This is a genomic window from Streptomyces sp. UF-297 (assembly GCF_058245575.1).
The window spans coordinates 1-25356 of record NZ_JBSIBZ010000115.1; the positions used below are offsets into that span (position 1 = coordinate 1).

The 25356-nt window shown below is 72.7% G+C and carries 22 protein-coding genes; 14 read left to right on the top strand and 8 right to left on the bottom strand.

The window, feature by feature from the left end; translation table 11 throughout:
* Positions 1 to 46: 46 nt before the first annotated feature.
* The gene (locus AC4IJH_RS39160; protein ID WP_490856766.1) at positions 47 to 1699 is read right to left on the bottom strand and encodes a multicopper oxidase family protein; all 1653 of its coding nucleotides are present in this window, start codon (positions 1697 to 1699) and stop codon (positions 47 to 49) included.
* 86 nt (positions 1700 to 1785) lie between these two features.
* Positions 1786 to 2361 carry a hypothetical protein gene (locus tag AC4IJH_RS39165; protein ID WP_490856767.1) on the bottom strand — a complete coding sequence of 192 codons (576 nt, stop codon included), beginning with the start codon at positions 2359 to 2361 and terminating at the stop codon, positions 1786 to 1788.
* Positions 2362 to 2520: 159 nt separating this feature from the next.
* Here AC4IJH_RS39165 and gadC point away from each other — a divergent pair, with 159 nt between their 5' ends.
* From gadC to AC4IJH_RS39185, 4 genes are all read left to right on the top strand, one after another.
* Positions 2521 to 4023 carry a glutamate/gamma-aminobutyrate antiporter GadC gene (gadC, locus tag AC4IJH_RS39170; RefSeq protein ID WP_490856768.1) on the top strand — a complete coding sequence of 501 codons (1503 nt, stop codon included), beginning with the start codon at positions 2521 to 2523 and terminating at the stop codon, positions 4021 to 4023.
* Entirely contained in the window at positions 4004 to 4870 is an 867-nt protein-coding gene (locus AC4IJH_RS39175) for a DUF998 domain-containing protein (protein WP_490856769.1), read from the top strand. Before gadC ends, AC4IJH_RS39175 begins: the two co-directional genes overlap by 20 nt.
* The gene (locus AC4IJH_RS39180; protein ID WP_490856770.1) at positions 4867 to 5727 is read left to right on the top strand and encodes an alpha/beta fold hydrolase; all 861 of its coding nucleotides are present in this window, start codon (positions 4867 to 4869) and stop codon (positions 5725 to 5727) included. The genes AC4IJH_RS39175 and AC4IJH_RS39180 overlap by 4 nt, the downstream gene beginning before the upstream one ends.
* 333 nt (positions 5728 to 6060) lie before the next feature.
* Positions 6061 to 6879, top strand: coding sequence for an AfsR/SARP family transcriptional regulator (locus AC4IJH_RS39185; protein ID WP_490856771.1), 819 nt, complete (start codon positions 6061 to 6063; stop codon positions 6877 to 6879).
* 17 nt (positions 6880 to 6896) lie between these two features.
* Here the strand turns inward: AC4IJH_RS39185 and AC4IJH_RS39190 are convergent, their stop codons facing one another.
* Both AC4IJH_RS39190 and AC4IJH_RS39195 read right to left on the bottom strand, forming a co-directional pair.
* On the bottom strand, positions 6897 to 7559 hold the full coding sequence (locus tag AC4IJH_RS39190) for a DedA family protein (protein WP_490856772.1): 663 nt from the start codon (positions 7557 to 7559) through the stop codon (positions 6897 to 6899).
* On the bottom strand, positions 7556 to 8329 hold the full coding sequence (locus tag AC4IJH_RS39195) for a class I SAM-dependent methyltransferase (protein ID WP_490856773.1): 774 nt from the start codon (positions 8327 to 8329) through the stop codon (positions 7556 to 7558). The genes AC4IJH_RS39190 and AC4IJH_RS39195 overlap by 4 nt, the downstream gene beginning before the upstream one ends.
* A gap of 110 nt (positions 8330 to 8439) precedes the next feature.
* Here AC4IJH_RS39195 and AC4IJH_RS39200 point away from each other — a divergent pair, with 110 nt between their 5' ends.
* The 10 genes from AC4IJH_RS39200 (at position 8440) to AC4IJH_RS39245 (ending at position 19162) form a co-directional block, all read left to right on the top strand.
* Positions 8440 to 9597, top strand: a complete 1158-nt coding sequence (locus AC4IJH_RS39200; RefSeq protein ID WP_490856774.1) for a sensor histidine kinase — start codon at positions 8440 to 8442, stop codon at positions 9595 to 9597.
* A complete protein-coding gene (locus AC4IJH_RS39205) occupies positions 9594 to 10244 on the top strand; it encodes a response regulator transcription factor (RefSeq protein ID WP_490856775.1) in 651 nt (216 codons plus the stop codon). Before AC4IJH_RS39200 ends, AC4IJH_RS39205 begins: the two co-directional genes overlap by 4 nt.
* Positions 10245 to 10458: 214 nt before the next feature.
* Positions 10459 to 10899: a DurN family substrate-assisted peptide maturase gene (locus AC4IJH_RS39210; RefSeq protein ID WP_490856776.1), complete on the top strand. Its 441-nt coding sequence runs from the start codon at positions 10459 to 10461 to the stop codon at positions 10897 to 10899.
* A gap of 28 nt (positions 10900 to 10927) precedes the next feature.
* Positions 10928 to 11167: a cinnamycin family lantibiotic gene (locus tag AC4IJH_RS39215; protein ID WP_490856777.1), complete on the top strand. Its 240-nt coding sequence runs from the start codon at positions 10928 to 10930 to the stop codon at positions 11165 to 11167.
* A gap of 212 nt (positions 11168 to 11379) precedes the next feature.
* The gene (locus AC4IJH_RS39220; protein WP_490856778.1) at positions 11380 to 14628 is read left to right on the top strand and encodes a type 2 lanthipeptide synthetase LanM family protein; all 3249 of its coding nucleotides are present in this window, start codon (positions 11380 to 11382) and stop codon (positions 14626 to 14628) included.
* A 53-nt stretch (positions 14629 to 14681) separates the two neighbouring features.
* The gene (locus AC4IJH_RS39225; protein WP_490856779.1) at positions 14682 to 15599 is read left to right on the top strand and encodes a Nif11-like leader peptide family natural product precursor; all 918 of its coding nucleotides are present in this window, start codon (positions 14682 to 14684) and stop codon (positions 15597 to 15599) included.
* Between the two features lie 39 nt (positions 15600 to 15638).
* Positions 15639 to 16613 carry an ABC transporter ATP-binding protein gene (locus AC4IJH_RS39230; RefSeq protein ID WP_490856780.1) on the top strand — a complete coding sequence of 325 codons (975 nt, stop codon included), beginning with the start codon at positions 15639 to 15641 and terminating at the stop codon, positions 16611 to 16613.
* A complete protein-coding gene (locus tag AC4IJH_RS39235) occupies positions 16613 to 17503 on the top strand; it encodes an ABC transporter permease (RefSeq protein ID WP_490856781.1) in 891 nt (296 codons plus the stop codon). The genes AC4IJH_RS39230 and AC4IJH_RS39235 overlap by 1 nt, the downstream gene beginning before the upstream one ends.
* A gap of 39 nt (positions 17504 to 17542) precedes the next feature.
* Positions 17543 to 18619 (top strand): CinY protein, encoded by a 1077-nt coding sequence (locus tag AC4IJH_RS39240; RefSeq protein WP_490856782.1) that lies wholly within the window; start codon positions 17543 to 17545, stop codon positions 18617 to 18619.
* Between the two features lie 237 nt (positions 18620 to 18856).
* Positions 18857 to 19162 (top strand): hypothetical protein, encoded by a 306-nt coding sequence (locus tag AC4IJH_RS39245; RefSeq protein ID WP_490856783.1) that lies wholly within the window; start codon positions 18857 to 18859, stop codon positions 19160 to 19162.
* Positions 19163 to 19190: 28 nt separating this feature from the next.
* On the opposite strand, the gene AC4IJH_RS39250 is transcribed toward AC4IJH_RS39245, so the two are convergent.
* The 4 genes from AC4IJH_RS39250 to cseB form a co-directional block, all read right to left on the bottom strand.
* Entirely contained in the window at positions 19191 to 21755 is a 2565-nt protein-coding gene (locus AC4IJH_RS39250) for an ABC transporter permease (RefSeq protein WP_490856784.1), read from the bottom strand.
* Positions 21756 to 21873: 118 nt separating this feature from the next.
* Complete coding sequence (locus tag AC4IJH_RS39255) at positions 21874 to 22698, bottom strand: ABC transporter ATP-binding protein (protein WP_490856785.1); 825 nt, start codon at positions 22696 to 22698, stop codon at positions 21874 to 21876.
* Positions 22699 to 22976: 278 nt separating this feature from the next.
* Positions 22977 to 24230: a sensor histidine kinase gene (locus AC4IJH_RS39260; RefSeq protein ID WP_490856786.1), complete on the bottom strand. Its 1254-nt coding sequence runs from the start codon at positions 24228 to 24230 to the stop codon at positions 22977 to 22979.
* Position 24231: 1 nt separating this feature from the next.
* Positions 24232 to 24972, bottom strand: coding sequence for a two-component system response regulator CseB (cseB, locus tag AC4IJH_RS39265; RefSeq protein ID WP_490856787.1), 741 nt, complete (start codon positions 24970 to 24972; stop codon positions 24232 to 24234).
* Between the last annotated feature and the right edge of the window lie 384 nt (positions 24973 to 25356).

Consider the following 25356-nt stretch of genomic DNA (forward strand, 5'->3'; position numbering starts at 1 on the left):
CCCCCCCCCCCCCCCCCCCCCCCCCCCCCCCCCCCCCCCGGCGCCGCTACTTCTGGTAGCCGAGGACGGTCATCATGCCGGATTCCGAGTGGTAGACGTTGTGGCAGTGCAGCATCCACAGGCCCGGGTTGTCGGCGTCGAAGTCGACGTCCAGGGTCTTGCCGGGGAGGACGATCGCGGTGTCCTTGCGCGGGCCGCCGCCGGGCAGGGAGAAGGTGTGGCCGTGCAGGTGCATGGGGTGCCACATCTCGGTGGTGTTGCGAAAGCGCAGCCGGACCCGCTCGCCCGCGCGGACCGGGTGGCGCTGGGCGGGCGAGTACTTCCTGCCGTTGACGGCCCAGTCGTACTCGGCCATCGAGCCGGTCAGGTCCAGCCGCACGGTGCGGTCCGGCGTGCGGGGCTTCGGGCGGACGGCCTCGGCGGCCTTCAACTGCCCGGCGGTGAGCAGCTTTCCGTCCAGCTCCTCGGGGCGTACGGACGCGTCGGGGGCCGCGCCGCCGCCGGAGCGCAGCAGGGTCAGCGCGCTGTTCTTCTTGCCCTCGGCGAGCGCGGTGAGCGGGAAGACGCCGTCTTTGACCGTGACCAGCACGTCGTAGCGCTCGCCCATGCCCAGCAGGAGGGCGTCGGTGGTGGTGTGCTCGACGGGGAAGCCGTCGGTGTGGGTGACGGTCATGCGGTGGCCGCCGAGGGCGACGCGGAAGGCGGTGTCACCGCCGGCGTTGATGATGCGGATACGGACGCGGTCGCCGGGGCGGGCGCGGAAGGTCCGCGGGTCCTTGGGGGTGCGGCCGTTGACCAGGTAGTGCGGGTAGTTCACATCGCCCGCGTCGCCGCCGAGCAGATCGCTGGTGGCGCCCATCATCATGCGGGGCGGGCCGGAGGGGGAGGGGGAAGCGGCGGCCTTGCGGGTCATCGACATGTGGGACATGCCGTGGCCCATGTCGCCGTGGTCCATGCCGCCGCCCGAGCCGCCGTGGTCCATCCCGCCGCCGCCCGAGCCCCCGCCGTGGTCCATCCCGCCCATGCCGCGGCTCAGTTCGGCCAGCACCGCGTCCGGCGTGCTGCCGTCCACCCCGTCCACCCAGTCGTCCAGGACGACGACCCACTCCTTGTCGTACTGCAGCGGCTCCTTGGGGTCCTCGACGATCAGCGGCGCGTACAGGCCGCGGTCCTGCTGCACGCCGGAGTGCGGGTGGAACCAGTACGTGCCCGGGTGCGGCACCGCGAAGCGGTAGGCGAAGGACGCGCCCGCCTTGACGGGCCGCTGGGTGAGGCCGGGGACCCCGTCCATGTCATTGCGCAGGGCCAGGCCGTGCCAGTGCATCGAGGTGGCCTCGGGGAGGTGGTTGGCCAGGGTCAGGGCGAGGGTGTCGCCCGCGGTGAGGCGGACCTCCTTGCCCGGCAGGTCGTCGCCGTACGCCCAGGAGTCGACGGTGCGCCCGCCGAGGTCCAGGCGGGTGCGGGTCGCGGTGAGCGCGACCTCGCGTACGGGCCCGGAGGCGCCGCGGGCGGCCTCGGCGGCGGCGACCTCCTTGCCGTCGGGCGTGACATAACCCCCGGGCGCGGCCGGGGACTTGCCCGCCGCGTCGTCGGCGGACGGGCCCGAGCCCCCGCAGGCGGCGAGCAGACCGCCGCCGGTGAGGGCGAGGCCGGCGCCGAGCAGGGCGCGGCGGGAGGGAGAAGCTGTGCGGTACGGCATGGTGGGGCACCTCGTGGTGGTGTGTCGGTGGGTGGCGCGGGACCGGCGGCCGGACGCGGGCAGGCGTCGGCGGGCCGGGCGCGCGGCTACACGCGCAGGACCGACAGCTGGGCGAGGTGCTTGTGGCGGGGGAGCGGTGGCGGTATCGGCCACAGGGCGCGCAGCAGACGGGCGCGCGCGGCGGCGAGGACGTCGATGGCACTGCGGCGGCGCAGCGTGAGCCCGGCGAGCGCCAGCAGGGTGAGCAGTACGGGCGCCCAGAAGGAGAGCACGGCCAGGCAGACCGAGCCGGGGTCCATGCCGTGGCCGCCCTCGGGGGAGGAGAGGGAGGCGAGCGGTGTGAGGGAGCCGGGGGAGACAGGGGAGGCGGGGGAGTGGGCGAGGGGCTGTCGCGGGGCGGTCCGATGAGCGGTCCCGGCCCCGTGTCCGTCCTGCCCGGTCCCGTGCCCGGCCTGCGCGGCAGCATGTCCGGCCTGTGCGGCCTCATGTCCGGCCCGCCCGGTCTCGTACGCCGCTCCGTGCGCCGCCGTACCCCCGCCGCCGTGTCCCGGCCTGGGGTGCCCGAGGGTGTGCATCGCCACGATGCCCGCGATCAGCGCCGTGAACAGCAGCAGGCGGCCGCACCACACGGCGGCCTTCCCCTGTGCATGACTCTCGCGCATCGTGGCCCTCCCGGGCGGTACTGATCGTTGCACCTTACCCCTGTGGGGTATGAGGCTCCAGTGCCGGGGCGGCAGGCTGGGCCACGGCAGTCGATGTGCGGGGCCGACGGGCAGGATCGATCATGGGCGGAAAGGATCAGACCGGGCGGAAGGGCTCCCATGACGACCAGCGACGCCGACGAGAGTCCGGGCGGCCCGAAGGCGGTACCGCCGGAGGTCCCCGCCCCGGCCGCCCAGGCGGCAGCCGCCCCCGCCGCTCCCCGGGGCCAGTTCATCTCCTGGGTGACGCTGGCGCTGATGACCACCGCCTCCGTCGCGAGCCTGCGGCCGTCCCCTTCGATGGCGATCTACGGGCTCGCCGCGATCTTCCTCTACATCCTCCCGGCGGTCGTCTTCCTGCTGCCCACCGCCCTGGTCTCCGCCGAGCTGGCCTCCGGCTGGAGCGGCGGGGTCTACCGCTGGGTGAGCGAGGGGCTGTCCAAGCCGCTGGGGTTCCTCGCCGTGTGGTGCCAGTTCGCGATGACCATCGCGTACTACCCGAGCCTGCTGGCCTATGTCGCCTCGACCTTCGCGTACGTCATCGACCCCCGGCTCGCGGACAACGGCCTCTACGTCGCGATCGTGATCATCGTCATCTACTGGGCGGGGGTGTGGATCTCCGCGCGCGGTACGAAGGCGGTCGCCGGGCTCTCCAGCGCGGGCCTGGTCCTGGGCACCCTCGTGCCCGGCGCGGTGCTGGTGATCCTGGGGCTGGTCTTCCTGGGCCAGGGCAACCCCTCCGCCGCCCCCATGGACGGCGGCCATCTGCTGCCGCCCTGGACGGGACTGGCCAGCCTGGTGCTGATCGTCAACAACTTCCTGTCCTACGCGGGCATGGAGATGAACGGTGTGCACGTCTCCTCGCTGCGCCGCCCGGGCACCGAGTTCCCCCGCTCGATGTTCACCGCCACCGGACTGGTGCTGCTGATCTTCATCCTCCCGGCGCTGGCCATCAGCTGGGTCATGCCGGCCGAGGACCTCAGCCTGACGGCGGGCGTGATGCAGGCCTTCCAGGGCTTCTTCGAGCACTTCCACGTCGGCTGGCTGACCAAGGTCGTCGGGGTGCTGCTGGTCGCCGCCGCGCTCGGCGGCATGCTGACCTGGCTGGCCGGGCCGTCCAAGGGCCTGCTGATGATCTCCCGGCAGGAGGGCTATCTCCCGCCCGTGCTGCAGCGGCTGAACAAGTACGGCGTACAGCAGAACATCATGGTCGCCCAGGGTGTGCTCACCACCCTGATCGCGCTGCTGTACGCCTTCATCCCGGACGTCTCCAGCGCGTACTGGATCTTCTCGGTCATCACCACGCAGATCTACCTCATCGTGTACCTGCTGATGTTCGTCGCGGTGATCCGGCTGCGGACCCTGCGGCCGGACCACCCGCGCGGCTTCCGGGTCCCGGCCGTCCGGCTGGTCGCGGGTGTCGGCTTCGCCGCCTCGCTCTGCGCTCTGGCCATTGGTTTTGTCCCGCCCGAGCAGTTCGGCAGCGGGCCTTTGTGGAGGTATCTCCTGATCGTGGGTGGGGGTCTGCTTATCCTTGGGCTGTTTGCGCCCATGGCGTTCCTGAAGTACCGAAAGCCCAGTTGGGTCCACCCAGACCATCAGGATGTCCGAGCCGTTGAATAACTCCGTCAGCCACATACGCAGCGCCGCCCCCGCCCGTCGCGGGGCGACGGCGACCTCTGTACTGCTGCTCCTCGGTGCCATCTCCTACACCGCTTGGGTGTTGGAAGCCTTTCTGTCCACCGGACTCGATCCGGTCAAGGGGTACGTCAGTGAGCTGGCGGCGGACGACCAGCCGCTCGGCGTGCTCTTTCGTACCACCGATCTGATCGCCGGCCTGCTGCTGCTCGCCGGCGCGGTCATCGCGCTGGTCACCTTCCCCCGCCGGGGCCGCCGCTGGGCGACGGCGGGCTGGGCCGGGATCGCCCTCTTCGGCGCCTCCACCATGCTGGACTCCCGGCTGCCGCTGAGCTGCGCGCCCACCAGCGACGCCTCCTGCGCCCGCCGCGAGGCGATCGGCCATGTGCCCTTCTCCCACTCCGCACACTCCTTCACCAGCTCGATCGCCATGGTCGGCGCGGTGACCGCCGTGGTGGTGCTGACCATCGCCGCCCGCAAGTACGGCTGGTGGCCGCCGCTGCGCCGGGTGGGCCCCGCGCTGGTGGTGGCCGAACTGCTCGCCACCGTCTGGACGTTGGCCTCCATCGAGGCCTTCACCTCCGGCAACGGCACCTGGGCGCTGGGGATAGGGCAGCGGCTCCAGGTCCTGTTCATAGCGGTCTACGTGGCCCTGCTCGCGTTCTGCGTAGCGCGGGCGGGAAAGACGGGGGAGATGACGGCGGCGCACGACGCGCCGAGCGCTGCCGAACGCGCCGCGCAGGCATCGGGCGCGGACGGGAGGGGGGCGACCGGCTCCAGCGGCGGTTCCACCGGGGACAGGCAAGCCGGGAGCGCGGGACGGCAGCGGTGAGCCGGCGCCCGGCCCCGGCGCCCGGCCGCATGGTGCGGGTGGACGGCACACCGCTGCACGTCCTGCGCGAGGGCCGGGGCCCGGTGTGCGTCCTGACCGGCGGCCTGGGCATGAGCTGGTTCGACTGGGACGCGGTCGCCGCCCTGCTCGCCGAGCACCGTACGGTCGTCCGCTTCGACCGGCCGGGGCTGGGCCTGAGCGCCCCCGCGCCCCGGGCCCCCACCGCCGCGGGCGAGGCGGACCGCATCGCGCACCTGCTGGACGCGCTGGACCTGCCGGGCCCGTGCACCGTCGTCGCGCACTCCCTGGCCGCCTTCCACGCCGAGGCCTTCGCCCGGCTGCACCCCGCCCGCACCAGCGGTGTGGTCCTGGTCGACGGCAGCGTCGAGGAGGACCCCCGCCCCCTGCTGCCCCGCGCGCTGCGCACCGGCTGGGCCCGTGGCGCGGCCGCCGCGGCCTGCGCACTGGGACTGCCGCGGCTGCTGGGCCCCGCCGCCCGCCGGCTCACCAACCGTGCCTCGACCGTGCGCGGCCACGAGCCGGGCCCCTACGAGCGCGACAGCTACCGCACCAGCCGGGTGCTGCGCGCCTGTGCACTGGAGAACGCGACCTACACCTACCTGGCCGCCGAAGTGGCCGCGCTGCGCCCGGACCACCCGCTGCCGGACGTGCCGGTGACCGTCCTCGCGGCGTACGACGGCAGCGAGACGGCGCGCGAACTGCGGTGGCTGGAGCGCCAGCGGGCGCTGGCCACGCTGCTGGGCGGCGAGTTCACCGTCGCGGCCCCGGCCGGCCACCTGGTGATGGCCGACGACCCGCAGGCCGTGGCACAAGCGGTGCTGGCACAGCGCGGATAGCACGGTGCCGGGCCGCCGTCGCCGCGGCGGCCCGGTGTCCACCATCCGGAATCCGCGGGCCTTTTGGACCGTACCTGCGCGGGCTTTGCGGGATGCGAAGGCGGGCGTCAATTGCGGGTCAAAGGCAGTCCGGTGAATCCCCAAGTCCGCCCCAAGCGGGCCCGCGGTGAATGCGGCGCTACTCGCCGACTTTGTCTCAAACAAGCGCATACCCCCGCTGACCGGGAGAAGAATCCCCAACGTGCGGCGTAGTCTTGGCCGTTGCCGATCGCCCGAGGGGCGACGACAGCAGTGCCCTTGTCCTGGACAAGGGAAGTCCAGGGAGGGTGGCTCATGGGCGGCGACGAATGTTTTTGTGTACTGGGACCGTTGCGGGTGTGTACCGGGGGGCGAACGATTCCCATTCCCACCGGAAAACAGCGTGCATTGCTCGCTGCGCTATTGGTCGACGTCAATGAGGTGGTGCCGGTCGGTGAACTGGTCGACCGATTATGGGACGACGATCTGCCGTCCCAGCCGCGCCGCGCACTGCACACGCTGCTGACCCGGCTGCGGCAGAGCCTGGACGCGAACGGCGCCGGACTCGGGGGATATGTCCGTACCGCGCCGGGCGGCTACACCATCGACCTGCCCGCGCACCGCCTGGACCTCACCCGCTTCCACCAACTCACCGAACTGGCCAGGGCCGCTGCCCTGCGCCACGACCTGGCGACCGAGGCCGCGCTGCTCAGCGACGCGCTGGCGCTGTGGCGCGGCCAGCCGCTGGCCGACATACAGTCCGACGCCCTGCACCGCGATGTGGCCCCCCGGCTCCAGGAGAGCTGGCTCAAGGCCAGCGAGCGCTACCACGACGTGTGCCTGGCCCTGGGGCGGCACAACGAGATCGTCGGCGAACTGCGCTCGCTCACCGTCAAGTACCCCTTCCACGAACACCGCTGGCTCCAGCTGATGACCGCCCTGTACCGCTGCGGCCGCAAGGGCGAGGCGCTGGAGGCGTACGCGAGGGTCAGCCGCGCCTTCCGCGACAAGCTGGGCGTGGAGCCGGGCGAGGAACTGCGCCGGCTGCACGTGGCGATGCTGCGCGCGGACGCGGACCGCCTCCCCGCCGCGCAGTGGGCCGCGGACGGGCTGCTGCGCCAGCAGGTCTCCTGACCGGCGCGCTGGGCGGCTCACCCGTTTCGTGCCTCGGCGGACGGGGAACTCCCCTCGCCCGCGGCGGCGCAGGACCGGCGCCGCCGTCCCCGCGCGGCCCGTACGCCGAAGAACAGCAGCAGCGTGCCCGCGACGGCGCCGGCCGCCACGGCGGCGGTCCGCCCGTCGGGCAGGCTGCTCCAGGACGCGGCGCCCGCGTACCCGACCCCGGCCTCGGCGCAGGCCCAGGCCACCGCGGCGGCCCCGCTGAAGGGGGCCAGCCGCCGGTAGGGCATCTTGGCCGCGCCCGCCACGTGCGGCGCCAGCGTGCGCACCAGCGGTACGAAGCGGCAGACGAGCAGCGCCGGGCGGCCGCGCCGGTGGACGGCGGCCTGCGCCCGGTCCCAGGCGGGGCCCGGCACCCGCCGCCCCAGCCGCCCCGCGCGCAGCCCGTCGCCGAGCCGGTACCCGGTCCAGTGCGCCTGGAAGTCCCCGGCCACCGCGCCGGCCGCGGCGCAGGCGATGACGACGGGCAGCGCCAGGGTGCCCGCGTACGCCAGGCCGCCCGCGACCAGCAGCAGACCGAGGGTGGGCACGAACGGGCCGAGGAAGAGCACCGACTCCAGCGCCACCAGCCCGGTGATCACGGCGTACGCGGCCGCCGGCGGCACCGCCGTCAGCACATCGGCGGGCAGGATCATCGATGCTGGTCCGCAACGGTGCCCGGGCCGGCCTGAGCTGCCGCCCGCGCACAGCGCTCCGGCGCGCGCAGATGCGTGACGCGGGCGGGCGGCAGGTTGCGCCACACGACGCTGGAGCCGCCGCCGCTGGCGTGGCGCGCGGCGAACTCCGCCAGCACGTCCGCCACCGCCCGGTGCCGCGCCGCCTCGGTGCGGTTGGCGAACAGCGACCGCGAGGCGAGCGTGCCCAGGTAGCCGAAGAAGGTCAGATGCCCGCCGGGGACCAGGGCGAGCAGGTAGCGCTCCAGCAGGGTCCGTACGAAGTCGGGGTCGAAGTTGGTGAACGGCAGACAGGAGACGATCACGTCGTAACCGCTCTCCGGCAGCGGCGTCTCGGTGATCGACTCCGGGACGATCCGGATGCGCTCGGCGGCGGCGGCCAGGACCGGGTCCGAGCGCAGCGCCTCGTTCAGCAGCCGTACGAAACGGGGGTTGATCTCCACGGTGTCCAGCCGGTCGCCGGGGCCGATCCGCCCGGCCAGCGCGCGGGTGACCGTACCGGTGCCCGCGCCCACCTCCAGCACCCGCACCGGGCTGCGGCCGCCGGGGGCGGGCAGCGGCGCGGCCAGGCGCTGGGCCAGGTGGGAGCTGCTGGGCGCGACCGCGCCGGTGGTGTGCATGGAACGCGTGGCCTCGCGGAGGAACGCGGTGGCACCGTTTTGCCGTCGAACTCCGGTGGGAGCGGTGATCGCGGTGGTCGAAGGGGCGGTTGCGGCCGGTGTCTGGGTCATGGCCGAGACGCTAGGCAGCGGCCGGGCCTGTTCCATCGGCCGTCCTGCGACGGGCACCCCGTACGAAAGTAGGGGGTGGTGATGGACAAGTGGCCGAGGAGGCAGGGACGTTGCACACCTACGATGACCTGGTGAGCAAGCTGGCGGGCCGGACCTGGCCGTGGTGGGCCGAGGCGTTGATGATCTGCGTCGTCGGCGCGGGAACGGTGCAGGAGGCGTACATCGCGGAGGGCGGCACGATGCTCAGCCTGCGGGCCGGGCTGGCCGTCGCGCTGAGCCTGTCCGTGCTGCTGCGCCACTGCCTGCCGCTACTCGCCGCGGTGGTCACCATCGCGGGCGCGGTGCTGCTGGGCTCGGTCTTCCCGCTGCTGGTGGTGCTCTTCCACCTCGCCTCCCGCGGGCGGCTCGCCTTCGGGGCGCTGTGCGTGGTGGCCGCGATGACCGGCAGTTCGCTGGCGCACCCGCAGCACAGCCTGTGGATGACCCGCACCTACGGGCCGCTGCTGGTCCTGCTGCTCGCGCTGGTCATCGGCCTGTGGACGGGCAACCGCCGCCGCCTGGTGGCCTCGCTGGCCGAGCAGGTCGACCATCTGCGGGTGGAGCGCGAACTGCGCGCCGAGCAGGCCCGGCTGGAGGAGCGCACCCGCATCGCCGCCGAGATGCACGACGTGCTCGCCCACCGGCTCACCGTCATCGCGCTGCACACCGGCGCCCTCAAGCGGCGCTCGGGCGACCTCCCCGAGCCGGTGGCCGACCGCATCGGGCTGCTGCGCACCGCCTCCACCGACGCGCTCGGCGATCTGCGGGACGTCCTGGGAGTGTTGCGCGGCCATGACACCGGCGAGGCGCCGGCCTCGCGCGTACCGGGCCTGCAGGGGCTCTCCACGGTCATCGACGAGGCGCGGGCGGCCGGGCAGCAGGTCGCGGCGGTCATCGAGGGCGACCCCGACTCCGTACCCGCCAGCCACCGCCTGGCCATCCACCGCCTGGCCCAGGAGGCCCTGACCAACGCCCGCAAGCACGCCGCGGGGGCGACGGCGGAGCTGGAGGTGAGCTACGGACCGCCGATGTCCAGGGTCGTGGTCCGCAACCCGGCGGGCGCTCCGGGCGAGATCGCGGCCGAGGGCTCGGGATACGGCCTGGTCGGGCTGGCGGAGCGGGTCGCCGCGCTCAACGGCCATCTGGAGTACGGTCCTACGGGATCAGGCGGCTGGAAGGTGGCCGCCGACATCCCGCTCGACGACCAGCGCACCAGGGGAGCGGCATGATCCGGACGATGATCGTCGACGACGACAGCCTGGTGCGGCTGGCGCTCGCCGACATCCTGGAGGACGCGCCCGGCATCACCGTGGCCGCACAGGCCGGTGACGGCGTGGAGGCGGTCCAACGGGCCACCGCGCAGCGCCTGGACGTCGTCCTGATGGACGTGCGGATGCCCAGGATGGACGGGATCGAGGCCACCGGGCGGCTGCTGGCGCTGCCCGAGCCGCCCAAGGTCGTGATGCTGACCACCTTCGACCTGGACCAGTACGTCTACGACGCGCTGGCCGCGGGAGCGGTCGGCTTCCTGCTCAAGGACACCGACCCCGCGGAGATCATCCGGGCCGTGGAGGTCGTCGCCGACGGGCAGGCGATGCTGCACCCCTCCGCCGCCCGCCGCCTCATCGAGCACCACCACCACACCGTGCGCGGCGCCTCGGCCGCCGCCCGCACGCGGGTGGACCGCCTGACCCCGCGCGAGACCGATGTGCTCAGGCTGCTGGCCGACGGCGCCTCCAACGCGGAGATCGCCACGGGGCTGGGCATGCGGGAGAGCACGGTCAAGGCGCACGTCAGCCGTATCCTGGCCGCCCTGGAAGTGGACAACCGGGTGCAGGCCGCGCTGTGCGCGCGCGACGCCGGGCTCACGCGCTGAGGACCGCTCGTTCCTCAACTGCCGTGACGGCGCCGCGAAAGCGCCCTGAACGTACTTAGAAAGCGCCCCGGAAGCGCTCTGAAATCACCGTGAATGCGCGGTGAAAGTGCTGTGAAAGTGCCGTGAAGGCGCTCTGAAATTCAACTGTGATTCCGCTGCAAGTGCCGCTCCCTAACGTTGTTCTCCCGGGACAGCGAACGGAGTGGAGTGGTCCATGAAAAGCGCGAAGGAAGACACCATCTACCCGGGAGTCGACACCATTCGGCGCATTCAGGAACTCGTCGTCCTGTGCTCGCTGCTGCCGCCCGACGGCACGCTGCGTAAAGCGTTGGAAATGGCGCTCGCACTCCACGAGGAGCCTTTGCTCGCGCGGACTTCCCAGCCGGCCGGGTTGCATCCGTTCGAGACCAAGTCCTGGCTCGAGTCCCTGTGGATTCGAGAGGGCCTCTCCGACAAGGAGAGGGAGCTGGTCGCCTGGCAGAACAACAGCGACAACATGGGCAATGCCATTCGTGAACTGCAGGACGTCGAGGAGCAGATCGGCGTCGTGCTGGCCGCCCAGCAGCTGGACAAGAACCTGCACCATCTGTCCTCCCGGCAGGTCAGGGAGATGCAGACCGGTCTGCGGGATTCAGGCGACCAGAAGTCAGTGTGATGTCGACTCTTACCCAGAGGAGAAAATCATGACCGCAACCATGCTCCGGCAGGCTGTTGTCGACGCGGAGTTCCGCAGCGCCGTGCTCGCGGACCCCGCCGCGTTCGGCCTCTCCGCCCAGTCGCTGCCCGCCCCGGTGGAGCAGCTGGACCAGGAGTCCCTGGACTTCTGGACGGCGGGCGCCCAGGCCGTCGAGATGTACGCCTGCGGCTCGACCTGCAGCTCCGGCCCGCTGACGATCCTGTGCGACGGCTCCACCAAGCAGTAATGCCCCGCACTTCGGTGCCCCGGGGCTGACGGCCCCTCAAGGGCGGTGCGGTGGCGCGGCGCGGGCCGTGCCACCGCACCGTACGTGCCGCAGCCGCAACGCCGTACGTGCCGCAGCCGTACGTGCCGTACCGCGCGCCTCGCGCCGCCCCTTTCCGCCCCCCGCTCCTCCCCGACCTCCCGGACTCCCTTGACCGTAGGAGTACTTCACGCATGGGCACTGCCGCATACCCTCTGGACCTCGCCGCCAGGGCCAGCAACCTGTCCGAGCGCCTGCGGGTGGTGGCCACGCTCGGCGACGGGGCCGCGCACGGCGCGCTCGAAGCGTTCGACACCTGGAAGATCGGGCAGCTGGCCGGGAAGCTGGCGGACAAGTTCCTGCAGGAGTCCGCCCACCGGGCGGTGCCCCCGCAGCACACCGAGGAAGGGCTCGTCCAGGCCCTGACCGCCTACCGCCGGCACGAACTGGCCCTGGACGGAGCGCCGGAGAGCGAGCGCGCCTTCCTCGCCTCGCTGCACACCTCCTGGCTGCCCACCTACCGCGACGCCCTGGACCGCCTCGGCTCCACCGCGAGCGAGCCCGCCGCCGACGCTTTCTGGCGCGGCCCCGAGACGTACTACGGCAGGCTGGCCATCGCCTGCGCACCGTTCCTGGCCGAACTGGGCCGGCGGCTCCACCGGGCGCGCGCCGCCCTGCCCGCCCGGCAACGCGCCCTGCTCGGCGACCAGTTGGTGACCGACTTCCAGGCGCATCTGCTGGACCGCTTCGAGATGTCGCTGGCCTGGGCCGTGGAGGCGGACGCCAAGGTCTACTGCGAGCTGCGCGGCATCGACGCCACCGCCGCCACCCAGGAGGAGTACCGCGCCTATCTGGACGAGGCCTTCGCCGACCGCGCCGCCTACCACGCCTTCTTCCTCACCTTCCCGGTGCTGGGCCGCTGGCTGGCCCATGTCACCGCCCTGCTGGCCACGTACGGCCAGCAGGTCCTGCGCCACCTCGCCCGCGACGCCGAACGGATCGCCGGCGCCTTCTTCACCGGGGAGCGGGGCCGGGCGAGGCGGATCGCGCGCTACACCTCCTTCGAGCCCGGCAGCGGCGACTACCACGCGGGCGCGCGCAGCGTCGCCAGGGTGAAGGTGGCCTTCGAGGACGGCGGCACGGACTGCTTCGTCTACAAGCCGCGCGGCGTCGAGGCCGAAGCGGCCCTCCAGGAGCTCCTGGGCACCCTGGCCGAGGAGGGCGCGCTCGGCTTCGCCACCCGCCCCGTCCTGCCCATGGACGGCTACGGCTACGAGGCGCTCATCCCCTCGGGCCGCAACGACGTCACCACCCCGGAACAAGTGGCCGACATCTACCGCGAGCTGGGCGGCTACCTCGGCATCTTCTACGTACTGGGCGGCAGCGACCTGCACCACGAGAACATCCTGGTCGCCGACGGGCACGCCTTCGTCTGCGACGCGGAGACCGTGCTGGGCGCCCTCACCGAAGGGCAGGGGGTGGCCGAGGGCACCCTGATCGACTCCGTGTTCAAGACCGGCCTGCTGGAGCGCCCGCAGGGCACCTCGCAGGCCGAGGGCCAGGCCGGCATGAAGCTCAGCGGCTACGCCGGCGGCGAGGAGTACGAGATGCCGATGCCGGTACCGCAGATCGGCGGCGACCGGCTCAGCTTCCAGGCGTCGGTGGGCCAGCGCACCGGCGTGCGCATCCCGGCCAGGACCGCCAACCGCGTCTTCCTCAACGGCACGCTGGTGGCCCCCGAGGACTACGCGGAGGCCATCACCGACGGCTTCAACCGCGTCTACGGCTGGTTCCAGTGGCGCCCCGAGGAAGCCGCCCGCCGTATCACGGAGATCTTCGGCGGCATATCCGTACGCTTCGTGAACTGGAGCACCCAGATCTACCAGCAGCTCCTGGTCGCCGCCCGGCACCCCAAGTCCCTGGCCGAGCCGCTGGAGATCGACCTGCTGGCCAACACGGTGCGCACCTTCCCCCGCACCTGGGACCACGACAACGTACTGGCCGAGCGCGAGACCGCCTCGCTGTGGCAGCTGGACGTGCCGCTGTTCACCGCCGCCGCGCAGGGCACCCGGCTCGTGCACGACCACAGCGGCCTGCTCCCCTCGTCCCTGGAACTGTCCCCGCTGGACCACGCCAGGCGCCGTATCGCCCGCCTGACCGACAACAACCGTGTCCAGCAGACCCGTTACATCGCGGCCAGCCTGGTCACCGACGGCGTGGCGGACGAGTCCTTCGTCCAGGCCGCGACGGACTACGCGGCCAAGATCGGCGACCGGCTCCGCAAGGAGATGCGCGAGCCCGGCGCCGCCACCCCGTGGACCTCGGCCGAACTGGTCGACGGCGCCGTCAACCGGGTGGACATCGAGGCCGACCTCTACCTCGGCACCGGCGGCATCGCCCTGTTCCTGGCCTACCTGAACGAGGCCGTGCCCCGCGAGGAGTTCCGGGCGGCCGCCGAACGGGCCGCCGAGCACGCCGTACTGACCGGCAACCGCGAGCGCCCCGGCGCCTTCGGCGGCGTGGGCGGCACCATCTACCTCCTCACCCACCTGCACCACCTGTGGAAGGACGAGCGGCTGCTGGAGCAGGCGGTACGGCTCACCGACTCCCTGCCCCAACTGATCGAAAAAGACCGGCACTTCGACGTCTTCCAGGGAGCCGCGGGCCTCATCCCGGTCCTCCTCGGCCTGGCCGACGCCACCGACGGGCACGGCATCGGCCTGGCGCACCGATGCGCCGAACACGTCCTGCGCCACGCCGAGGCCGACGGCGACACCCTGAGCTGGCGGCCCTTCCCCGCCGAGGTCGCCGAGCACAACCTCACCGGGTTCGCGCACGGCGCCGCCGGCATCGGCTGGGCCCTGATCGCCCTGGGGCGGCGCACCGGACGCCAGGAGTACGTGGACGCGGGCAAGCGCGCCTTCGCGTACGAGTCCCGGCACTTCGACGAGGGTGAACAGGACTGGTACGACCTGCGGACCGGCTCCGGCGGCATCTCCCGGCAGGGCCGCCACTACGCCAACGCCTGGTGCAACGGGGCCGCCGGGATCGGGCTGAGCCGGATCACCAGCTGGGCGGCGCTGGGCGGCGAGGACGAGACGCTGCTGCGCGAGTCCTACAAGGCGCTGCGGGCCACCGTCCGCAATTTCCCGCGACTGCGCAACCACACGCTGTGCCACGGCACATCGGGGAATGCGGAACTGCTGCTGCGGGTGGCGGAACTGCGGGACGACCCCACCTTCCGGATGGAGGCCAATGTCCAAGTGCAGGCGCTGTGGCGGGACTTCGACAGCGTGCGGGACGGGGTGGCGGAGGGCAGCGCCAACTTCTTCCCGGGACTGATGCTGGGCATCGCCGGATTCGGCATGCACTGCCTGCGGCTGGCCGCGCCCGAAAGGGTCCCCTCCGTCCTGCTTCTGGACCCGCCGCCGCGTAACCGATGACCGGGCCGCATTCCCGTTCCAGCAGATCCGAACAGCCGAAGGAGAAGAAGCGTATGTCCGTCGAATCCTGCACCGAATTCCTGCGTGCGGCCCAGGAACCGGGCGATATCGCGCAGCAGATGAAGGCGATGACGGGGCTGGCGGAGCTCGTCCTGCTCGGCGAGCGGAAGGGGTACTCCTTCAGTCAGAAGGAACTGGTGGAGGCCTCGGCGCTCTTCTCCGCCTCCGCCGCAGAGGTCCCGGCCGCCGTGCCGCACAGCCGCCCGTCCCCGGAGGCCACCAGCTTCTACCACTACGAATACCCGATCGACGAGCTGCCCGGATTCGAGACGGTCGGCCAAGAGCTGCCCCGCCTCAAGGTCAAGCCCCCCACCGTGGACTTCGGCCAGTTCGCCGCGGACTTCCGCGACGAGGACCTGTGGTCCACCTCGCTCTCGCCGGCCTCCCCCGAATTCCGCACCTGGCACCACGAGGCCTCCACCGCGCAGTGGCGCACCGCCCCGTCCGGCCTGCCCGCCAACCCCGGCTTCCACCTGGTCAACCTCGACGAGCACGTCGAACACCCGGGATATCTGGACTACTTGGCGGCCAAGAACCGCGTCGTGGACTGCCTGGAGCGGCTCTTCGGCGGCGAGGTGCGCTTCTCCGGATCGCTGTGGTACCCGCCGGCCTCCTACCGGCTGTGGCACACCAACGAGGACCACCCGGGCTGGCGGATGTACGTCATCGACACGGACCAGCCTTTCGAGGACCCCGCCAAGACCTCCTTCTTCCGCTACATGAACCCGCGGACCCAGGAGATCGTCACGCTCCCCGAACGGCAGCGGATCGTACGGTTCTTCAAGATCGAGCAGGACCCCGCCAAGCTCTTCTGGCACTGCATCGTCAACCCCACCGACCGGCACCGCTGGAGCTTCGGCTTCTCCGTCCCCGACCACTGGATGGACCGCCTGCGCCCGGACGCGGCCTGACACCCTCCCGCCCCCGACCCCTACGAGGTGAGGACACACGTGGCGCCGGCCGCAGCAGCACCACCCGCCATCCGCGCCCGCTCGGTCGCCAAGACCTACGCGGGCACCGCGGCCGTACGCGGCATCGACCTGACCGTCGCCCAGGGCGAGACCTTCGGCTTCCTCGGCCCCAACGGCGCGGGCAAGACCACCACCATCGCGATGCTGTGCACCCTGGCGATGCCCACCAGCGGGCGGATCGAGATCGCCGGGTACGACACCCGCACCGACCCGCACCAGGTGCGCCGCACCATCGGCCTGGTCTTCCAGGAGACCACGCTGGACGGGGAGTTGACGGCGGCGGAGAATCTGCGCTTCCACGCCGACCTGTACGCGCTGCCCACCGCCGGGCTGCCCGCCCGGATCGACGCCATGCTCGACCTGGTCGGGCTGAGCGCGCGGCGCGACAGCCTGGTGCGCACCTTCTCCGGCGGGATGCAGCGCCGCCTGGAGATCGCCCGCGGCCTGCTGCACCGCCCCCGGCTGCTGTTCCTGGACGAGCCCACCATCGGCCTGGACCCGCAGACCCGGGCGCAGGTGTGGACGTATCTGGCCGAGATCCGCGAGCGCGAGGCCACCACCATCTTCCTGACCACGCACTACCTCGACGAGGCCGAGCAGTGCGACCGTATCGCCATCATCGACGAGGGCCGGATCGTCGCCCAGGGCTCACCGGCCGAGCTGAAGTCGGTGATCGGCGCCGACCGGATCGAGCTGCGCACCGCGGACGACACCGCGGCCGCCGAGGCGCTGCGAGAGCGCTTCGGACTGCGGCCCACCGCCATTCCCGGCGGCCTGCGGGTGCGGGTGGAGGACGGCGCGCGGGCCGTGCCCGAGCTGTGCGCGGGCCTCGGCGTCGCCGTACAGGAGGTCACCGTCATCCGCCCGACCCTGGACGACGTCTTCTTCCACCACACCGGGCGCGGGCTGCGCGACGAGACCGTGAATGGCGCCGATCCGGCGGGGGAGCGCTGATGACCCACACCACGTCGGGACCCGCCACCGCACGCCGGGGCGCCGAACCGCCCATGGCCCCCTCGGCGGACCCCCGTCCGCGCCGCCTGGCCAACGAGATACGGGCCGGGCGCATGGTCTGGCGCCGCGAGATGAAACACTTCTGGCGCGACCTGCCCAGGGTGGCCGCCTCCCTGGTCCAGCCGCTGCTCTTCCTGTACGTCCTGGGCGTCGGCCTGGCCGGGATCGTCGACTCCTCCGGCTCCTCCGACGACTATCTGCTCTTCCTCTTCCCCGGGGTGCTGGTGATGTCCATCCAGCAGCCCGCGGTCGCGGTCGGCTCCTCGATCGTCTGGGACCGGCAGAGCGGCTTTCTGCGCGAGATGCTGGTGGCGCCCGTCGGGCGCAGCACCCTGCTGATCGGCAAGTGCCTGGGCGGCGCCACGGTCGCCACCTGCCAGGCCGTGGTGGTGCTGGCCAGCGCCGGGCTCGCCCATGTCCCCTACCGGCTGGACCTGTTCGCCGCGCTGCTGGCCGAACTCCTGCTGGTGGCGCTGGCCATGACGGTGCTCGCGGCGGCGCTGGCGGTCAGCATCCGGCGGGTGCAGACCTTCAACGTGGTCCTGGCCGCGATGTTCATCCCGCTCACGTTCCTGTCCGGAATGATGTTCCCCATCAGTGCCATGCCCGCCTGGATGGCCGCCCTCGCCCTGGTCAACCCGATGACGTACGCGGTCGACGCGATGCGCGGGACGGTCATGGCCTTCCACCACGGGCCCGCCGCGCCCTACTTCGACCGCCTCACCTGGGGCGGCCACCCGGTGCCCATGAGCGCGTCCCTGGGCCTGGTGGCCCTCACCGTCGTCCTCGCCCTCCTCGTGGCCAACCGCCGTTTCTCACGCGGCGACTGAGACCACCCCCCCCACCCCACTACCTGAAGGAGACCGCCCATGACGGGCACCTCACGCATGCCCCGCCTCACTCGCAGGCCGGTCCGACTCCTGGCAGCGGCGGGCGTGCTGGCCGCCGCCCTGCTGGCCGCCCCCACCCAGCAGGCCCACGCCTTCGGTACGTACGGCTCCAACGGCCAGAGCCACGAGCACGAGCGGATCACCCGCGCCGCCCTGTCGTGCGACTCCCAGCTCGCCCCCAAGGGGTCCTGTTTCGAGCCCGCGTCGATGAGCCAACTGGCGGGGAACAAGGCCCAGTTGCTCACCGGCAAGGGTATCGGAGCGGTGGGCGCGCCGGACCGCGGCCAGATCACCCAGGCCACCGCGCACTGCGACAACGCCGACTACCTGGACACGTCCGGCTACGGCCAGACCCGCGCGCAGGCCACCAAGGCCCTGCAGAACTGCATCGCCTACCTCCAGGACCGCTTCGGCGACGGCGGCGAGCGCTCCGGCAAGATGGCCGGCGGATCCGGCGCGCTCGACCCCGAGCAGGTCAGCCTCGACGGCCAGGACTGCAACTTCATCCAGACCTCGTACGAGACCCGCGCCAAGTGCAAGGCCATCGACGCCTTCGGTGACGCCCTGCACGGCATCCAGGACTTCTACGCCCACGGCAACTGGACCGACCGGCCCGACCAGAGCCAGGCGGTGGGCATCCACAATCCCCCCGGCCTGGACAGGTCCGGCCCCTCCCCGCTGCTGGACCTGACCGCCGCCGCCCCGCCGGCCGCCTCGGCCGTGCCGAAGGACTTCTCCACCGGCTGCTACAGCATCTCCAGCCCGACGGGCCCCTGCCCCGGCAACAACCGCGTCTCGCACTACCCCGACATGAACAAGGACAACGGTCAGATCGACCCGGTCACCGGCGCCACCTCCAGCCCCACCACCACCCGCGGCAAGGTGGTCAACGGCTCCACCACCAACTTCGACCACGCGGTCAAGGGCGCCATCGCCGAGACCCAGCGCCAGTGGACCGACCTCCAGAAGGTCTTGAAGTCCACCTACGGTGACGCCCAGGGCGCCCGCTTCATCTGCGCCCTCACCCACGACAACCCGGTCGCCGACTGCCGCTGACGCGGCCCCGGCCCACGGCCCGGCCCCGCCGGTGCTCCCGGGGGGCCCGGGCCGTGCTGTGTCCCAACTCCATTGCTGTACAGGGTGGTTGACACAGCGGAACGGGGCCTTCACCATCTGTAGCCCTGGTTCGTCGCCGCACCGTGCAGCGCTGTCGGCGCTTACGGGCACACCACGCCGTCGGGTGAGTCCGGCCGCACCCGCCCCTCGGGCGGCAGCCTGACCCTGGGGACCCTCGTGGCCGCCACGGGCGCGATCCTGTACGGCGCCGGCCGGTTCGACTCCGTCGACCTCATCGCGTTCACGGTCGTGGGGGGCCTGGGCGGCGGGCTGACCTTCGCGCTCGGCCCGACCGCCTGGGGCCACTGGATCGCCCTCACCCGCCTCTGGCTGCCGCTCACCGGGCGCCTTCCCTGGCACGTCAACGCCTTTCTGGAGGACGCCCACCGGCGTGGCGTGCTGCGCCAGTCCGGCGCGGTGTACCAGTTCCGCCACGCCCGCCTCCAGGACCACCTGGCCCACGCCTTCCGGACGGCCCGCTGAGCGGCCGCCCGGAAGAGGGGTCCGTGCCTCACGCCTCCGCGACGGCCTCCAGGGGGCTCAGGGCGGCTGCCCGGCGGGCCGGAACGGCGGCCGCGAGCGCGCCGATGGCGAGCGACACCAGGCACACGAGCAGGAGGGTTCCCCAGGGCAGCGCCAAGGAGTAGCCGGCCAGGGCGCCGTTCGCCAGGGCGCCGACCGTCCAGGCGCCGAAGAGCCCGCCCGCCAGGCCCAGCAGGGTGCCGAAGGCGGCGACGGTCAGCGACTCCAGGCGGATCATGCGCCGGATGCCGGCGCGGTCCATGCCGATGGCGCGCAGTACGCCGATCTCGCGGGTGCGCTCCGAGACCGACATGGCCAGGGTGTTCACGATGCCGAGCGCGGAGATCACGGCGCCGATGGCGAGCAGCCCGTACATCAGGGTCAGCAGGCTGCTCAGGGCGCCGGCGGCCTCGCGGACGAGTTCCTCGCGGTCCTGCACCTTCAGCAGCGGGCTGTTGCCCACGGCGGTGCGCAGCCGGTCCGCGGTGGCCTGCGAGTCCGCGCCGCCGTCGGTGCGCACGAGGATCCGCTGGACGGAGCCGGGGTTGAAGCTGTGCCGCTGCACCTCACTGCGGGCGCCCAGCGCGTCGTGGGCGGTGGGGTTGTCCTCGTAGACGCCGACGACGGTGTACTGCCGGACGTCCTGGCTACGGCCCATCCGGGCGTTGAGCTTGCCGCCCGCGCGCACGCCGTGCTCCTGGGCGAGGGTGCGGGACAGGGCGATCCGGCCCGGCCCGAGGTCCTTGAGGGAGCCGCTGAGGAAGTCGAGCTTCATGGTGGCGTCCGCGGTGGCGGGGTCGACACCGGAGATCTCCCGGACACCGCCGCCGACGAACAGGGCGGAGTCCGTGACGGCGGCCGCGGTCCGTACCCCTGAGGTGCCTGCGACCCGCTGTACGGCGGCCGGGTCGATGCCGGTCATGGTGGTGCGGGTGCCGATCACGTAGTCGGCGCCGAGGCCGGCCGCGGCCTGGCGGTCCAGCGCCTGCCCGGTGGAGTTGCCGATGACGGCGAGCCCGGCGACCAGCGCCGTGCTGACCATCAGGGCGGCGGCGGTTGCGGCGGTGCGCCGCGGGTCGCGCAGCGCGTTCTCTTGCGCGAGACGGCCGGTGACCCCGAAGCGGCCGGTCAGGCGTCCGGTCAGCCGGATCACGGGGGCGGCGAGCAGCGGCGCCAGCATGATCATGGCGACGACGAGGGCGGCGCAGCCGGCCATCGCGTTCTGCAGGTTCTCCACCGAGGCGTCCTTGGCCCCCATCAGCGACACCAGCAGCCCGGCGCCGAGGGCGAGGAGGACCAGTCCCACCACGCCGCGTACGCGGGACCGGGCGGCGCCGGGCGGCTGCTCGGCCGAGCGCAGCGCCTCGATGGGCGCGACCTTCGCCGCCCTGCGGGAGGGCAGCCACGCGGCGAGCACGGTGACCCCCACGCCCACCCCGAGCGCCGCCACGACGGGACGCGGGCCGATCACCAGGGGCCCGTCGGGCAGGGTGTCCCCGGTGGCGCTCAGGACGTCGGGCAGTACGCGGGCGATGCCCAGGCCGAGCAGGAAACCGGCCGCCGATGCGGCGAGGCCGATCAGGAGGGCCTCCAGGAGGACGGAGCGGACCACCTGGCGGCGCGCGGCGCCGATGGCCCGCAGCAGCGCGATCTCACGGGTGCGCCGCGTCACGAGCATGGTGAAGGTGTTGACGACGAGGAAGGAGCCGATGAACAGCGAGACCCCGGCGAAGATGAGCGGCAGCTTCTCGTAGCCCCGGGTCAGGGTGTCGACGCGGATGGCCTGCTGGGCGGCCTGGGCCGTGCCGGTGACGGCCTCGGCCCGGTCGGCCGGGAGCAGGTCGGTGACCTTGCGGGCGAGCGCGGACCGGTCGGTGCCGGGGGCGGCGGACAGGTCGATGCCGGTGTAGTGGCCAGGAGAGGCGAACAGCCGCTGGGCGGTCGCCTTGTCGAACAGGGCGAGGGTGCCGCCGGCCGTCACCCGGGTGTCGTCGGTGGTGACGATGCCCACGAGCCGCTTGGTCATGACCGGGCCGTCGGTGGCCAGCGTGATCAGGTCGCCGATGCCGAAGTGTCCGGCGGCCGCGGTGCCGCTGTCCACGGCGAGTTCACCGCTGTTTCGCGGGGCGTGGCCCTTGACCAGCGGGTGGCGGCGGTCCTTGCCGTCCTTGCCCGGTATGTAGGCGCCGGCCGGGTGCGCCCACGCCTTGTCGGCCCGCAGGGGAGTGCCGTCCGCCGCGTTCAGGACGGCCGAGCCGTCGACCGAGGGGCGTACGGCGGCGACGCCGGGTACGTCGGCCAGTTTCCCGACGAGGGCGTCGTCGAGCACGGAGGTGTTCCGATTCGCGGCGGCCCCCGGCGGGGGAGCCTTCGGGGTCACGGAGAGGGCGATGTCCGCGAAGTTCTTCGACGCGGCGGCGCGGTGGGCCGCGGCGGAGGAGTCCGCGAAGACGAGGGTGCCGGAGACGAACGCGACACCCAGGCAGACCGCGAGGACGGTCATGGCCAGACGGGCCTTGTGCGCGAGGACGTTGCGCAGGGCTGTTCTCAGCATGGGGAGCTTTCGGGAGCGTGGGGGTACGGGGGCGTACGGCGCGGGGGCAGGGGCCCGGGAGGCATGCGGGCGGATGGCATGCGGGCGGGTGGCTGGTCCGGTGCCGGGGGAGGGCGGGTCAGCTGGTGCGGGAGCGGCTGTCGGGAGCGGGGCCGGGGCCGGGGGCCTGGGGGTTCTCCCCGGAAAGGCGCAGCATCCGGTCCAGGACCCGATCCGGGGTGGGCCGTGTCATCTCGTCGACCAGGCGGCCGTCGGCGAGGAAGACCACGCGGTCGGCGTAGCCGGCGGCGACGGGGTCGTGGGTGACCATGACCACGGTCTGGCCCAGCTCGCGCACCGAGTCGCGCAGGAAGCCCAGGACCTCGGCGCCGGCGCGGGAGTCGAGGTTGCCGGTGGGCTCGTCGCCGAAGATGATCGCGGGCCGGGAGACCAGGGCCCGGGCCACCGCGACGCGCTGCTGCTGCCCGCCGGAGAGCTGTCCTGGCCGGTGGCCCAGGCGCTCGGCGAGGCCGACCTTGGAGACCACGCGGTCCAGCCACTGCTGATCGGGCCGGCGCCCCGCGATGGCCAGGGGCAGCGTGATGTTCTCCAGCGCGGTCAGCGTCGGCAGCAGGTTGAACGCCTGGAAGATGAAGCCGACCCGGTCCCGGCGCAGCGCGGTGAGCTGCCGGTCGTTGAGCGTGCCCAGTTCGGTGGTGCCGATGCGTACGGAGCCGGAGGTGAACGAGTCGAGCCCGGCGGCGCAGTGCATCAGGGTGGACTTGCCGCTGCCGGAGGGGCCCATGATCGCGGTGAACTCGCCCTCCCGGAAGGCGATGCCGACCCGGTCCAGGGCGACGACACGGGTGTCGCCGCTGCCGTAGACCTTGGAGAGGTCGGTGGTGGCGGCCGCGATCCCGGCCGTCGGGTGCGGCGGAAGCGTGCCAAGGGATGGGGCGGTCACAGGGGACTCCTCTTCGGGTGCCAACGGGTGCACGTCGAAGGGTGTCCGGGGAACGTATCGGGGCCTGGGCCGCCGTGTATCGGCGTCCGCTTCGCTGTGTATCGGTTGCGTAGAACGGAGCGGGGCGGTGAGTTCGTAGCGGCGAACGGCGAACGGCGAACGGCGAACGGCGAACGGCGAACGGCGAACGGCGAACGGCGAACGGAGTACGGAGAACGGCGAACGGCGAACGGCGAACGGCGAACGGCGAACGGCGAACGGCGAACGAAGCCGTGCGGTCAGTCCGGCAGGCGCAGGGTGGCGACGGCGCCGCCGTCCGGGGCGTTGTCCAGGCGCAGCTCGGCGCCGAGGAGCCGGGCCTGGCCCAGCGCGATGGTCAGGCCCAGGCCGTGGCCCGCGCCGCGCTCCTTCGCGCCCGTGTGGAAGCGGCGCGGGCCGTCGAGCAGCAGGTCAGGGGGGAAGCCGGGGCCGTGGTCGCGCACGACGACCGTACGGTCCCCGACGGTGACCCGTACCGGTGCGGCCCCGTGCCGGTGGGCGTTGACGACGAGGTTGCTGACGATCCGTTCGAGGCGCCGCGGGTCGGTCTCCACCGTCGGCGGGGCCGGTGCGTCGGCGACGGCGACCTCGGTGTCGAAGCCGGTGCGCGCCACGGCCTCGGCGACGACCGCGTCGAGCGGGACATGGGCGCGGACCGGCTGTTCGGCTCCCGCGTCCAGCCGGGAGATCTCCAGCAGGTCCTCGACCAGGCCGCGCAGGTCGCGCACCCGGGCCCGCAGCAGATCCTCCGTCTCGCCGGGCGGCAGCAGGTCGACGGCGGCCAGTAGACCGCCGACGGGGGTACGCAGCTCGTGGGCCACGTCCGCGGTGAACTGGCGCTCGGTGCGCAGCCGTCGGCTGAGGCTGTCGGCCATGAGGTCGACGGTGGTGGCGATGTCGGCGACCTCGTCGCGGCCCTTGGTGGGCCCGGTCCTGGCGTCCAGGTCCCCGGCCGAGATCCGGCCCGCGGTCTCGGAGACCTGCCGCAGCCGGCGGCCGAGCAGCCCGGCCCCGTACACCGCCAGGGGTGTGGCCGCCGCGAGTGCGATCAGCGAGGCCACCGCCATGGTCGCGTCGAGCCGGCGCAGCGTGTGCAGCTCCGCGCTCATGTTGGCCCGGACGGCCAGCACCCGGCTGTCCGGGCCGCCGACCCGCTGGGCGGCCCAGACGCTCGGGCCCACGTTGTTGTCCACGCGCCCGTCGTAGGCCGTGTGCCGGTCGCCGTCGGCCGGGTGCCGCAGCGCGGCGGGCAGCTCGGCCGGATCGAGTTCGGCGCCGTCCGCGACGGCTCCGGTGCGCCGGTAGATGTCCATGGCCGAGTACAGGCTGTTGAAGGCCCGCATCTCGGCCCGGCTCCGGATGTCCCGCGCGGTCCACAGGTGCACCAGTACGCCGACGGCCGCCGCGACCAGGCAGGCCGTGGCGGCGGCCAGCGCGGCGATCTTCCAGCGCAGGGGTACGCGGTCCGGCCGCGGCCGGTCGAAGGGGCGCACCTCAGCGCCTGAGCTTGTAGCCGAAGCCGCGGACCGTCTCGATCCGGTCCCGGCCCAGCTTCCTGCGCAGCCGCTGCACACACAGGTCCACGACCCGGCTGTCGCCGTCCCAGCCGTACTCCCACACGTCCCGCAGCAGGGTGTGCCGCTCCAGCACGATGCCCGGGTGGGCGGCGAACTCCAGCAGCAGCTTCAGCTCGGTCGGGGTCAGCGCCACCGGGTTTCCGGCGACGAACACCTCCATGCCGCCGGTGTCGATGCTCAGATCCCCGAAGACCAGCAGCTGTGCCTCGGACGGCGCCGGTCCCTCGTCCGCGGCCCGCTCGGGCCCCGGGGCAGGCGCGTACGTCGCCCGGCGCAGCAGCGAGCGGATCCGCGCCACCAGCACGAAGGTGTCCACGGGCTTGACCACGTAGTCGTCCGCCCCGGCCTCCAGACCCGCGACGACATCGAGCCCGTCGCCGCGCGCCGACATCATCAACACCGGCACCAGGCTGGTCTCCCGGACCCTGCGGCACAGGCCGATCCCGTCCAGACCGGGCAGCATCACATCCAGGATCAGCAGGTCGAAGCCCTCGTCACGGAAGAGCTCCAGCCCCGCCAGCCCGTCGGCCGCGGCCTTGACCCGGTAGCCGTAGCGCTCCAGGGCCACGGCGAAGGACCGGCGCATCAGGTCGTCGTCCTCCACCAGCAGCACACGGACGGGCCGCTCGGAGGCCGGAGCCGGGGCGGACGAGGACACGAGCGGATCACTCCCGTTCAGACGGTCACGAGACACAGGCCCCGCACGCCCTCCCACGCACCGGCGACCTGCCAAGAACGATATGGCAGCCACCGACAGCGGCAACCGCATCACACCCCGCCGCCCCCTTTCGATGGCCGACCAAGCGCTCGCTGATACCCAGCGGATACAAACCCGCCCGGAACGGCACGGCCCTCTCCCGCCGCCCGCGGCCTACCGCGCCCGCTTCTCCGCCCGCGGAAAACTGTCCTTCCAGTCGCCCAGAGCGCCGGGCCCAAGCACGCGCTTGTCGCTGTGACTGCCGTCCGCGATCTCGATCTGCGCGTACTGACTGCCCGAGAAGACCCAGTACTGGTTCCGGTTGTCGGGCGAGGGCATGACCGC